The organism is Vibrio rumoiensis 1S-45 (genome assembly GCF_000286955.2).
GTDB classification, from domain to species: Bacteria; Pseudomonadota; Gammaproteobacteria; order Enterobacterales; family Vibrionaceae; genus Vibrio; species Vibrio rumoiensis_A.
This window is the reverse complement of the sequence record NZ_AJYK02000017.1, coordinates 83,594-96,743: the sequence shown is the minus strand read 5'-3', so window position 1 is coordinate 96,743 and position 13,150 is coordinate 83,594. Positions and strand designations below refer to the sequence as shown.

The following is a 13,150-nucleotide window of genomic DNA, read 5'->3' as shown; positions in this document are numbered from 1 at the left end:
TTTAGAAAAACAATTGGATTTGTATAAATGAAATTAAAAAGAATCTGATACTAATTATTAATATGTACTATTCTTTTATTAGTGAAATATTCATGGCTAATATGGGTTAGGCTTTAGTTGTTTTTACCGTGAATTAAATTGATAATTAAATGACAAATCTATTTTAATTGTTTCATTTCAATATGTTATAATGCGCTCATAATTTAACCATTGAACTGTAAATTACAATAACCAAGCGTTCCTAATGAGTATAACGTTTATTCTCGGTACAAAACCAAAGTGACCAATTACAATGCTGACTTCGTTTAACTGGCTTTTTCCATTTCATTTAAGTGACAAATTTAAATTCGCTTTTCGAGTTGCATTGAGTCTATCGTTAGCATATTTGATACCCATGTCTATGGGATGGCCGCACGGTTCAACAGCTGCAACAACAGTTATGCTTATTGCTTCTACAGGTGGAAGAAGAGAATCTTTATCTAAAGGTAGTATGAGGGTGGTCGGCACACTTATTGGTGCTGCAATTGGTTTGTGTTTAGTTGGTCTATTTGCACAAGACCGCTTTTCATACATGCTTTCTGTATCCATCATAGTGTCATTTATTTTTTATCTACGTAAAGCATATCGAGCGGATCCCACATTATTTATGCTTATTGGTGTTGTTATTTTAATGACATCAAATGGCGGTGATACGGATGGGGCGTTTTTATATGGTATAGATCGAGCATTTATGACTGCATTTGGAGTGGTTATTTATACCTTGGTCAGTGTCTTTATTTTTCCATTCCAAGCTGAAAAGAATCTTCACCAAACAGTCGTAAAGCTGAATCAATTACAAAGCGATATCTTTTCTTTGCTAACGGCTAATGTTTCAGATAAAAGTGAAAATGAAGAGAGTGAACAGAAAAGTCGGTCTTTAACAAAAAAAGTAAAGCAATTACAACAAGCTCAAACTTTACTGGAGACTTCTTACCATAACTTAAGTAAAGAATGCAGTGATATTTCGTCATACCGAAAAGAGTGGGATCACCTTGTCTTTTACTGTCAAAAAATCACAGAACAATTAGTTCTATTGGTGAATGAGAAACAATTATCTAATGAATCGATTTCATCATATTTACCTGAGTATGAACAAGCCACTCTCAATGTTACTGCTTTATTTGAATCTCTACAGAAGGCTTGGCTTGAAGAGTCAGATGAGATATTGAAAGAAATAAAGGTTGAGTTTGAGCAACCTACGGTGACAATTTCACCGTTAGACAAAGCGTCTGCTGTGATGTTATCAAACGCGATGAATACACTTCAGGAAAAGTTAATCCGTTTATCTAATACCATTAAATGTATCGACTCGGTTACTGAAACGATTAGTTATTCTGATTTTGTCCCTAAGAAAGTATCTAAGTTTTTATTGTGGGATATGGAAAACTTTAAGACGGCAATTAAAGTTTTCATCATGTACTGGTTTTCTGGGATGCTTTGGATTAATTTTAACCCGCCAGGTGGGTACACATTTGTCATTTTCTCAACTATGTACATGATGTTACTTTCATTTTTACCTGTGCATCCAATAATGTTACTTGCTTTATTTACTTTTAGCTTTGTGATCGCAATTCCATCTTATGTATTCATATTACCTCACCTGACATTAGGGATGGAGCTGGGAATATTTATCTTTGCTTATACGTTTATTGCCTTTTATGTCTTTAAACGACCAATCACTATATTATTTATGCTTGGATTTTTTGTCATGGGGATATCTAGTCCTATGCATTTAAACTTTGCTATTTTACTTTCTACTATGACGCTGTTTTATCTTGTAGTAGCTATGATATTCATATTCTATTACGTACCATTTTCGACTAAGCCTGAGCACTTGTTTTGTGTTGTACAAGAACGTTTCTTTCGACATTCATCATCAATATTAAAGTTAACAAAAATGTCTTTTCCAGAGACATTACTCAGTAAATTGAAATTAAAGATATCAATTGAAACCATGAATGTTAGTTTGAAGAAACTGACCCTATGGGAAAGTAAGCTGAATAAAAAATACTTTAATAAGACAGAGCAATGTCGATATGACGAATTTATCTCTTCATGTGATCTTCTTAAAAATAACATGAATAGCTTAGTCAGTTATGAAGCTCAATTTAAAGATAATGAATTAGTAAGGTTGGCTAAAAAAGATTTCCAAGAGTTAAATATGGCACAGCTTATTGTTTTGAAAATAGGTGAAGAAAATTCATCCAATTTGCACTTTCAAAAATATTCTCAACCTTATGAGTCAATTGAAGCTAAGCTTAATGCATTCTTTGAATCGATTGATTTAACTCAATATAGCGATAAGAAAGTTGCTGAGTTTTACATTTTTTTGAACAGTCAAAAAAATATCTATAAGTCGATTCTTCAGTGCCAAGTGGCGCATGACGGTATTGATTGGAAACATCTACAAGAAAAAAGGTTTTAACCACATGATGTTGTCACCCTATGTACAAAAAATTTTAATCATGACGTCAGTATTAAGTCTTACTGCTTGTACAGTGCTAGGCCCTGATTTTGAAGGGCCAGAACCAGTTGCTTTACCAAGCCATTGGACAAAACAAGACACCCAGCAAGCTCAGGTTGAAACCGAACGTTGGTGGACACAATTTAATGATCCTAGCTTAAATAGCTTAATTGATACCGCTACGAAGCAAAACCTTAATTTAGAAGCAGCAGGGTTGCGCATTTTGCAATCTAGAATGGTGCTGGGGATCAGTGATTCACTTCGTTACCCTCAAGTTCAACAAGTCTCTGGTAACTTAGCTCGAACGTACAACAATGAACATTCTTTTAATTCATCCAATTTGTCATTTGATGCTGGTTGGGAAATGGATGTGTGGGGGAAATACGCCAGAGGAACGGAATCTGCACAAGCTTCATATTATGCCATGATTGCTTCTTATCGAAATGTTGCCGTTAGCATTACAGCCGAAGTAGCAAGAAATTACTTAAATTACAGAACATTCCAAGAGCGTATTTTACTTTCAGAGCGGAATATTGAGATACAAAAGCGAGTTTTGCGTATAACACAAGCTCAGTTCGATTCTGGTGATGTGACCGAACTCGATGTGCAACAAGCAAAGACTCAGCTTTATAGTACTCAAGCGTCTTTGTCTGCATTGCAAATTGGCATGATGCAATCTAAGAATGCGTTAGCAGTATTGTTAGGTTTATTACCTGAACAAGTTTCACCGTTGCTTAATTCATCAGAAATACAGCAAAAAGTCGCAAAATATAACTCAGATTATAATGCTAATCGTTCACGGGTAACGGCGGGGTATGATGACGACTCTTTGATTCCAAAACCCCCAGTATTAGCAGCTACAGTTGATGCTTCATTGGTTTTGAGAAGACCAGATCTGCAAGTGGCAGAATTACAAGCACATGCTCAAAGTGCTCAAATTGGAGCTGCTAAAACGGAGTTATATCCAAGTTTTTCACTCTTTGGCGCTATTGGTATTAATAGTACGGTACCTGCTGGAGATAGCTTTAGTTTTAGTGATTCATTAACGTTAAGTGCTGGACCTTCATTCAGTTGGAATGTTTTTCAATATGGTCGTGTAAAAAATAATGTGCGTTTACAAGATGCAAAATTACAAGAAGCTTTAGTTAACTATAATCAAGATGTTTTAGAAGCGGTTCAAGAAGTGAGTACGGCTATGTCATCTTACTCGATTTATCAAGATCAAAAGAAACTTCGTTTTGATTCGGTAGAAGCTGCTGTTCGTGCTTTTAATATCTCTATGATCCAATATCAAAATGGGCAAATAACCTTTGAGCGATTATTAAATTCAGTAACTCGAATGACTCAAAATGAAGATGCTTACGCTCAAGTTAAAGGTAATTTAGCCAATCAAGTTGTTGCGCTGTATAAAGCGTTAGGTGGTGGCTGGCAGGCGACAACTGGTATGCCTTTTGTTAGTCAGAAAAATATCGATCAAATGAAAGATAGAACAGATTGGGGAGATTATTTAGATGATGCTCCAACATTACCTGACTCTGCTACAAGCTCACCAGAATCTATACAAAAAAAGGAGTCTGAATAATGTCGGCTCCTCATGAACTTTCTATTGGTGATGTGTATTTTTCGCCAATTTTATCGGTTTTAGTTTTATCAGTAATCTTTACTTGGATAACAGTGATGATTTTGAATAGAACAAGGATCGCTCGATTTATTGCGTATCCCTCTTTAACGTTCATTGCATTTTGTACTATTTATTTAGTCATCATTGATCGATTTTTTCTACAATTTTAGGTGTTGTTTTGAAAAAGATAAAAAAACTGTCAATTATATTAATCAACCTCGTAATTTTGGGTGGCGCGATTTATCTCGGCTATTCTAAATATGAAGAGTATTTCAATAACCCTTGGACTCGCGATGGGCAAGTACGCGCTAACGTCATTAAAGTCGCACCTCGAGTATCAGGGCCAATCACGCAAGTGAGCATAAAAGACAACCAATTTGTTCACCAAGGTGACTTACTTTTTGCCATTGATCCTAGCACTTACCAAGTCGCACTTGATCAATCAAAAGTATCTGTAGAGCAAGCTAAGAACAACGCCTATGGTAAAAAAGTGGAATTTGAACGTGTTCAAGAAATGCGGGATCGCGATAAAGGCTCTGTTTCTCATAAAGATTTAATTCGTAAAGAAATTGCTTACAAACAATCTTTACTACAAATTAAATCAGCTGAAGAGCAACTTAAATCTGCTGAATTAAACCTGCAATTCACCAAAGTCTATGCATCGGTAGATGGGTATGTTTCTAATGTTGATATTCGCACTGGAACACAAGCGGTTGCTAACCAACCACTATTGGCTTTAGTTGATATTAATAGTTTTTGGGTATTTGGGTATTTTAGAGAAAATCAATTGGAAAGCATTCAACCTGGCGCTGATGCGACCGTAACATTAATGGCTCATCCAGATACTCCGCTAAAAGCTCATGTGGAATCTATCGGTTGGGGTATCGCCCCGAAGGATGGAACGGTTGGTTACAACTTATTACCTAACGTAAACCCTGTTTTTCAATGGATTCGTTTAGCACAACGTATCCCAGTAAAAGTAGTGATTGATGAACTTCCAGAAAACATACATTTACGATTTGGATTAACGGCATCGATCATGGTTCATCAAGAAGATGAAAGTAGCACTCAACAAGCAACATCGAATTAATTAGACATTAGGTAAGTAGATAATGCGTAACAAAATTAGTAAAACAAATAATTTTTATTACATGACTTTTGCCTTGGTTGGGTTTTTGGTCTTTTCATCTTTAGCACAAGCCCTACCAAGTGATTTTGGATTTTTAGAGTACACGTTGGAAGGTTTGACGGTCCTAACCTTTTTGGTTTGTTTAGTCAGTTTAAGGTTTGGGAAACGTTGGAATCAGTTTTTGGGCCTTATTGTGGTTGGCTTTATTTCTGTGATTGCTATTGGGAGTATTTTTTCAATACAAGAGATGGACATTGCCATGCTTTTTTTAATGTTTATGTTCTTTTTTGGCATGTTTAAAGCGGTTTCAAAGCAAGTGCTCTTCACTGGTAACGTCGATATGAATAAGGTCGTTGGTTCTATTTCTTTATTTTTGTTACTCGGGCTTATGTGGACGGTAGCATATTTAATTATTTTAGAATTTATGCCGAATGCATTCACGGGTGTAAATGCAGTGCCTTGGGGAGAGAACTTCTCGCACATGGCTTACTTTAGTTTCGTAACATTAACCACTTTAGGTTACGGTGATGTCAGCCCTTTGACTCCCTTTTCTGAAGTAATTGTATATTTGGAAGCAATAGCAGGGGTTTTCTACATGGCCATAGTTGTGTCCAGTTTAGTGAGCTCAAGTATCAGTAATCAGGGTAAGTAACTTTAATTAGGTAAGTATGATGGATAAGCAATTAGAAGCACATAATAGTAAAGTTTTTATTAGTAACATGATCGAGTCGTCGATAAGAATTGGTTTGTTATTTGTCCTGTTATTTTGGACATATGACATTATCAAACCTTTTATTATTCCGGTGATATGGGGGGTGGTTATTGCTGTTGCTTTGATGCCTCTTACACAGAAATTAGAAAAATTGTTAAATGGTAAGCGTGGGCTTTCAGCGACACTATTGACCATTGTGGCGATCTTGTTAATTGTAGTACCATTCTTTATTTTATCGTCATCTTTATTTTCTTTTATAACTGATTTAGTTACCTCTCTGCATTCAGGTAGTTTTGTTATTCCAGGACCATCAGAGAGAATTGCACAAATTCCATTAGTAGGACATAAGATTTATGATGCTTGGGAATTATTTGCAACTAACTTAAAAAGTGCTTTGGTTCAGTTTTTACCTCAGATTAAATCTGCAGTAACTGGTACCGCATCTTTATTGGGTAGTGGTTTAGTGACTCTGTTGATGTGTATCATTTCATTATTGATTGCTGCAGGTTTTATGACTCATGCAGAATCATCAGCCAAAATGTTACGTACAGTTGCCGTTCGCGTTGTTGGTAAGTATGGTGAAGACTGGACTGAATTAACAGCTGCGACAATCCGTAGTGTGTTACTTGGGGTTGTTGGTGTTGCTTTCATTCAATCTATTTTAGTTGGTTCAGCTTTATTTGTTTTTGGTATTCCAGGTGCTGGGATATTATCATTAGGTGTGTTGTTTTTAGCTATCGCTCAGTTGCCTGCATTAATTATTGTCGCACCGACTATTTTCTATGTGTTTGCAACGCACGATACAACAGGTGCAGTGATTTTTACTGTATGGGCTTTGTTAGCTGGACTATCTGATAACTTTCTAAAACCAATACTAATGGGACGCGGAGTTGATGTTCCTATGCCTATTATTTTGATTGGTGCGATTGGTGGTATGCTTGCTGCCGGCATTATTGGTTTGTTCTTAGGTGCAGTTATCTTAGCTATTTGGTACCAGTTATTTACGACTTGGCTAAAAATGGGCGAAAATGAATCGCCACTTGCTCAGCAACATGAGAAGAAAGAAAGTTAATTAAATCTGATCTTGTGTGAAATAAATGGCCATGGCTGGTTTTAAGCTATGGCCATTTTTATTATCCCTCCCTTTTTCTTCTGGTTTTTATTTTTCTCTATCCATGCTTTACTGTGTTTATTATCAGCTTGTTATAGCGTTAGGAGATAGAATGAATCAAGTTATCGATACGATGTTAAGCCACCGTTCAATTCGAAAGTTTACGCGTGAGGCTATCACTCCAGAGCAATTAGACACAATTTTATCTGCTGGGATCTCTGCATCATCATCAAGTTTTTTACAGACAACATCGATTATTCGCGTTACCGATCCAGAGAAACGAACCGTTTTAGCTGAGTGTGCTGGTGGGCAACAATACGTAGAAACTGCGGCTGAATTTCTTGTTTTTTGTATCGACTATCAGAGGCACTTTCAGCTTTCGCCAGAGGTGAAGCCAGAATTCACGGAACTCACTCTTATTGGTGCTATTGATGCCGGAATTATGGCGCAAAACACTTTATTAGCAGCGGAGTCTTTAGGGTTAGGTGGTGTTTATATTGGTGGGCTTCGAAACAACCCTAAAGCTGTGGATGAGTTACTAGGTTTACCTAAATATTGCGCAGTTATGTTTGGTATGTGTTTAGGTCACCCAGATCAAGATCCGAAAATAAAACCACGTTTGCCGAAAAAAGTGATGGTTCATCAAGATGGTTATCAAGCATTATCAGAGGAAGCGATTGCTGAGTATGATGATGAAACCAGTCATTATTATCAAACCCGTGGCAGTAATCAAAAAGCGGGATCTTGGTCGGATCATATTAGTGAACGTTTGAGTAAAGAATCGCGCCCTTTTATTCGTGACTACTTGAATTCAAAAGGCTTAGCGACCAAATAAACCAATAGAAAGTTTAAGATGTGGTTCATGATAAAAAAGGGCAGGAAGTAAGGTATGCTTCCAGCCCTTCATACATAGCCTGATAAGTTATGCGAGATTCTGAATCACCACAAACTTTTCAAGCAACTGATCTTCCGTTTCAACATGCTCTGGATCGATAATAATACAGTTATTGATCGGGCACACTGATTGGCAAGTTGGTTTATCGTAATGTCCTTTACACTCAGTACATAAATTATGATCGATTTCATAAATGTCATCCCCCATTGAAATTGCACCATTGGGGCATTCAGGGTCACACATATCGCAATTTATGCACTTATCGGTAATTAATAAGGCCATCTATTATGCTTCTGTAGTCGCAGTTTGAGCTGCTTGGTTTGGGTTACGTGTATTTTGCCCTGTAGACAGATTACGCATTAACAAACCAAAGCTGAGATCCAAATCTTCTGGCACTGGAATAAAGACAAAGTGACCATTACCTTTAGCATCATCGACTTCTTGGAATTTACGGTTTTCCATCGCTTCAAGCGTGAAGATGATATTTCCACGAGGCGTCATCATTTCAATGCTATCACCCACCATAAATTTATTTTTCACTTCGACTTCTGCAAGGTGACCGTGTTTTTCTGATACGCGAGTTTTACCGGTAAACTCACCCACGAATTGTTGTGAATCAGAAACAGAGTAACCATAGTCGTAGTTTTGGTATGAGTCATGAGTATGGCGGCGTAAAAAGCCTTCAGTGTAGCCACGGTGAGCAAGGCTCTCTAGAGTGCCCATTAAGCTATCATCAAAAGGACGACCTGCGACAGCATCATCAATGGCTTTTCGGTAAACCTGCGCAGTACGAGCACAGTAGTAAAAAGACTTAGTACGACCTTCAATTTTCAGGGAGTGAACACCCATTTGAGTTAAGCGTTCAACGTGTTGTACTGCGCGAAGATCTTTCGAGTTCATGATGTAAGTACCATGCTCATCTTCAAAGGCTGCCATTTTTTCTTCAGGGCGATGCGATTCAGAAAGCAGAACCACTTCATCTGTTGGTTTGCCAAGACCTAGCGTGTTATCCGGGCGTTGTTCTTGGACTTCAATGCTAGTTGCAGCATTCGGATCAAACTGTTCTACGCTGTTTGCAGGATCAGCTGAAATGATTTGACCTGTTTCATCTTCTTTGCCCTTTTCAACATTGTATTCCCAACGACAAGCATTAGTACAAGTACCTTGATTTGGATCGCGTTTATTCATATAGCCAGACAGTAAACAGCGACCAGAATAGGCCATACACAATGCACCATGAACGAATATTTCCAGCTCAGTTTCTGGGCAATGTTCATGAATTTCTTCTATTTCTTCCAGTGAGAGCTCACGAGATAAAATCACGCGCTCAATACCTTGAGTCGACCAAAACTTCACGGTCGCCCAGTTCACAGCGTTCGCCTGTACAGAAAGATGAATAGCCATATCAGGAAAAGCTTCACGAACCATCATAATTAAACCAGGATCAGACATGATCAAAGCATCTGGTCCCATTTCTACAATCGGTTTTAAGTCGCGAATGAAGGTTTTCAGCTTAGAGTTATGTGGTTGAATATTGCATACCACATACAACTTTTTACCAAGCGCATGTGCTTCATCGATACCGATTTGAAGGTTTTCGTGGTTGAATTCATTGTTACGAACGCGAAGGCTATAACGAGGTTGCCCAGCATAAACAGCATCAGCACCATAAGCAAAAGCGTAGCGCATGTTTTTTAAACTGCCAGCAGGGGACAATAGTTCTGGAACGAAGTTAGATTCAGGTTTTAACATAGTTGTTTTCTCAAGGTCTGATTTCAGGTCAGATTCATACCACCAAGCGGTATAAATTTAGGGAGCGAATTTTACGCTATGTTTAGTGCAAAAGCGAGAAAAGCACAAGAATTGTAAGGAATAAAGAAAAGGGAAATGTAGAACAATAGAATAAGAGCGAGATAAGTATTCTCGCTCTTATTGGTAGAAAATTAATCTTGTTTAGGCAAGCCACCAAGCGCATCAAATAACTGTGGGAAGAAGTTTTCAAACTCACCACACATCAATATAAAATCAGCATCAAAGCGCTGTGCAGCATCTTCACGTGGAATGTCTTCGTTGGTGTCTTTCAATTCATCACTGAATTTTAAGCGCTTAACGCTGGCATCTGCAGCTAATACAAATTCAATATGATCTTGCCAATCTAAAGCCAGTTTAGTTACCACTTTATCGGCTGCAATATGATTTTGTATTTCTTCCGCACTCAATTCTTGTTTTTTACAACGGATGATCCCGCCATCTTCTTGCAGAGAATGGAACTCAGCTTCATCTAATAATTGAAAACCTTGCGGTAATTCACCTGTTTTCACCCACTCAGTTAAGCTGGTTTCTATCGCAACCTCAGGAATGGCTGGTACTACTGGCAAACTACCAATGGTTTTGCGTAGAAGCGCTAAGGCATCTTCGGCTTTTTTAGAGCTGCTAGAATCGACCAAGATTAAACCTAATTTTGGCATGATTAAAATGGGTGTGAAGTTGTGGCGACTGAACGCACGAGGCAGTAAATCAATGAGAATTTCATCTTTCAGATCGTCTTTTTCTTTTTTCTTTAAAGGGCGACCTTCTTGCTGCTCTAATAACTCTATCTTGTCTTGCAAAGAATCTTTAATTACAGAAGCGGGTAATAATTTTTCTTCTTTCTTTGCCTTAATGAGAATGTTGTCGCCAGCGATGTGTGTTAACACGTCTGAATGTTTATTGATAACGCTGGTCCAGCCAAATTTTTGCTTATCTTGGCTGCCACAAGGAGAGAAGGTAAATTCAGCGAGTTGAGACTCTAACTTATCGACATCGAAGTTGATTTCACGGTTGAAACGGTACACTAAACAATTTTTAAACCACATAATTCTCATGCTCAAGACTAGAAAGGTGAATCACATGATAGAAGATTTGAATCTTTAGTCAAAGATTGGCCGTTTGTGAGTGGAATAATTAGCCAAGGCATAACTGTTGTTAAGCCTTTAAGTTATGACAAATTAGCATGGGTTTGTTGACACTTGCATGAAATTTAGTTTGCATTAGTCACAAAAATGTCATACTTACAACACATAATGTGCATCGAATCATCATTAAATATTAGGCGCGAAAGGTATTTCGAATATGTCGAGAAGAATTTTGGTTGTTGAAGATGAAGCCCCAATCAGGGAGATGCTTTGTTTTGTATTAGAGCAGAAAGGCTATCAAACAGTTGAAGCGGAAGATTACGATACTGCAATAAATAAATTGTGTGAACCCTATCCAGACTTAATTTTATTAGATTGGATGCTTCCTGGTGGCTCTGGTATCAATTTTATTAAACACCTTAAACGCGAAGAGCTTACTCGAAATATACCAGTGGTGATGTTAACTGCTCGTGGTGAAGAAGAAGATAAAGTCAGAGGTCTTGAAGTCGGGGCGGATGATTACATCACCAAACCATTTTCACCGAAAGAACTCGTTGCACGTTTGAAAGCAGTTATTCGCCGCGTTACCCCAACGGCTTTAGAAGATGTGATTGATGTACAAGGATTGAAATTAGATCCTGTTTCTCACCGTGTAACAGCTAATGAAGCGGCTGTGGACATGGGGCCTACCGAATTCAAAATGCTGCACTTCTTTATGACACATCAAGAACGAGTTTATAGCCGCGAACAGCTGCTCAATAACGTTTGGGGAACTAACGTTTATGTTGAAGATAGAACCGTTGATGTACACATTCGTCGTTTAAGAAAGGCGTTAGAATTGGCAGGTCACGATAAATTAGTTCAAACAGTACGTGGTGCCGGTTATCGTTTCTCTACGCGAGCATAAGAAAAATAAATCCGATGAGCGGAGTATCTGACTGAATGGTTGAAAGGTTAACCTGGAAAAAGCTAGCTTGGTCGCTGGCTTTTTTTTACCTCCCTTGGGTTTTAATTGGGTGGTTTTTTGGCTTTATGGGCTGGCTGTTACTGGCCGCTACAGCTCTACAATTATTATGGCAATTGCATAATCAAGTTCGTTTATCTGAATGGTTATGGGACGAAAAGCGCCTGAGTCCACCTTCGGGAACAGGAAGCTGGGAGCCTTTATTTAATGGCATTTACCGCTTACAACAAAAGCAACGTAGACGTCGTAAAGAGCTCGCTAACTTAATACGTCGCTTTCGCAATGGGGCGGAATCCTTGCCGGATGCGGTGGTGGTTTTTCGTAGTGAAGGAAATATAGTGTGGTGTAATAAGCTTGCACAATCTTTACTCGGCTTCCGTTGGCCCGATGATTCTGAGCAACCCATTGCGAACTTAATTCGCACCCCTGATTTTATTAAATACCTTTCTAAACAAGATTTTACCGATCCTTTGGAAATGTTATCACCATTAACACCTGATCGTGTCCTCGAGCTGCGTATCGTACCTTATACCGATGGTGAGCACTTGATGGTTGTGCGTGATATTACGCAATTAAAACAACTTGAAGGTATGCGTCGAAATTTCTTTGCTAATGTCTCTCATGAATTAAGAACACCTATGACGGTGCTGCAAGGCTATTTGGAGATGACAGAAGATCCAGAGATTTTGGCTGGGCCAATGTGGTCGAAAGCGCATGGTGTGATGACAGAACAATTATCTCGGATGAATTCTTTGGTTGAGCAACTTTTAACGTTATCAAAAATAGAAGCGGCTCCGATCCATGATCTTGATGAAATTGTTAACATTCCCTCGATGTTAGAAATTTTAGAGAAAGAAGCTGTAGCCCTTAGTGGGCAAGAGCAACATAAGATAGTGTTCGATATTGATAAACAATTGCATGTTTATGGTGATGAAGATCAATTGCGCAGTGCCATTTCCAATTTGGTTTATAACGCCGTGAAATACACACCGGCAGGTGCAGATGTCTATGTTAAATGGCATGAAACGGCCAAAGGTGCTTGTTTATCGGTTAAAGACAGTGGTGATGGTATTGAACCTCAACACATTCACCGGCTGACAGAGCGTTTTTATCGCGTGGATAAAGCGCGTTCAAGAGAGACTGGTGGCAGTGGATTGGGGCTTGCTATTGCTAAGCACGCTTTAAGTCATCATGAATCTTACTTAAACATTCAAAGTGAAGTGGGTGAAGGCAGCTGCTTTTCATTTGTGTTGCCTACAAAGTTGGTTAGTCGTACGGGAATTGAAAGGGGAGATGATGCGTAAAACTTATTTAGCAGTGT

Annotated in this window: 12 protein-coding genes; 9 read left to right on the top strand and 3 right to left on the bottom strand. The window is 38.3% G+C overall.

Going from position 1 to position 13,150, the window contains the following annotated elements; genetic code table 11:
* Positions 1-394: 394 nt before the first annotated feature.
* The 7 genes from A1QC_RS02805 to nfsA all read left to right on the top strand — a co-directional run bounded on the left by A1QC_RS02805 (position 395) and on the right by nfsA (position 7,911).
* Entirely contained in the window at positions 395-2,464 is a 2,070-nt protein-coding gene (locus A1QC_RS02805) for an FUSC family protein (protein ID WP_241796517.1), read from the top strand.
* A gap of 4 nt (positions 2,465-2,468) precedes the next feature.
* A complete protein-coding gene (locus tag A1QC_RS02800) occupies positions 2,469-4,085 on the top strand; it encodes a TolC family protein (protein WP_026025737.1) in 1,617 nt (538 codons plus the stop codon).
* Positions 4,085-4,294 (top strand): DUF1656 domain-containing protein, encoded by a 210-nt coding sequence (locus A1QC_RS02795; RefSeq protein WP_017024492.1) that lies wholly within the window; start codon positions 4,085-4,087, stop codon positions 4,292-4,294. The genes A1QC_RS02800 and A1QC_RS02795 overlap by 1 nt, the downstream gene beginning before the upstream one ends.
* 17 nt (positions 4,295-4,311) lie before the next feature.
* Positions 4,312-5,214, top strand: coding sequence for an HlyD family secretion protein (locus tag A1QC_RS02790; protein ID WP_026025736.1), 903 nt, complete (start codon positions 4,312-4,314; stop codon positions 5,212-5,214).
* Positions 5,215-5,236: 22 nt separating this feature from the next.
* Positions 5,237-5,905 (top strand): potassium channel family protein, encoded by a 669-nt coding sequence (locus tag A1QC_RS02785; protein ID WP_017024490.1) that lies wholly within the window; start codon positions 5,237-5,239, stop codon positions 5,903-5,905.
* A 19-nt stretch (positions 5,906-5,924) separates the two neighbouring features.
* Positions 5,925-7,037, top strand: a complete 1,113-nt coding sequence (locus A1QC_RS02780; protein ID WP_017024489.1) for an AI-2E family transporter — start codon at positions 5,925-5,927, stop codon at positions 7,035-7,037.
* Between the two features lie 151 nt (positions 7,038-7,188).
* A complete protein-coding gene (nfsA, locus tag A1QC_RS02775) occupies positions 7,189-7,911 on the top strand; it encodes an oxygen-insensitive NADPH nitroreductase (protein WP_017024488.1) in 723 nt (240 codons plus the stop codon).
* A gap of 87 nt (positions 7,912-7,998) precedes the next feature.
* Here the strand turns inward: nfsA and A1QC_RS02770 are convergent, their stop codons facing one another.
* The 3 genes from A1QC_RS02770 to rdgC all read right to left on the bottom strand — a co-directional run bounded on the left by A1QC_RS02770 (position 7,999) and on the right by rdgC (position 10,826).
* The gene (locus A1QC_RS02770) at positions 7,999-8,253 is read right to left on the bottom strand and encodes a YfhL family 4Fe-4S dicluster ferredoxin (protein WP_017024487.1); all 255 of its coding nucleotides are present in this window, start codon (positions 8,251-8,253) and stop codon (positions 7,999-8,001) included.
* Between the two features lie 3 nt (positions 8,254-8,256).
* On the bottom strand, positions 8,257-9,723 hold the full coding sequence (gene yegQ / locus A1QC_RS02765; RefSeq protein ID WP_017024486.1) for a tRNA 5-hydroxyuridine modification protein YegQ: 1,467 nt from the start codon (positions 9,721-9,723) through the stop codon (positions 8,257-8,259).
* A 191-nt stretch (positions 9,724-9,914) separates the two neighbouring features.
* Positions 9,915-10,826, bottom strand: a complete 912-nt coding sequence (gene rdgC / locus A1QC_RS02760) for a recombination-associated protein RdgC (protein ID WP_017024485.1) — start codon at positions 10,824-10,826, stop codon at positions 9,915-9,917.
* Positions 10,827-11,082: 256 nt separating this feature from the next.
* Here rdgC and phoB point away from each other — a divergent pair, with 256 nt between their 5' ends.
* Together phoB and phoR are read left to right on the top strand one after the other, a co-directional pair.
* Positions 11,083-11,772: a phosphate regulon transcriptional regulator PhoB gene (gene phoB / locus A1QC_RS02755; protein WP_017024484.1), complete on the top strand. Its 690-nt coding sequence runs from the start codon at positions 11,083-11,085 to the stop codon at positions 11,770-11,772.
* A 35-nt stretch (positions 11,773-11,807) separates the two neighbouring features.
* Positions 11,808-13,133 carry a phosphate regulon sensor histidine kinase PhoR gene (gene phoR / locus A1QC_RS02750; RefSeq protein ID WP_017024483.1) on the top strand — a complete coding sequence of 442 codons (1,326 nt, stop codon included), beginning with the start codon at positions 11,808-11,810 and terminating at the stop codon, positions 13,131-13,133.
* Positions 13,134-13,150: the final 17 nt, after the last annotated feature.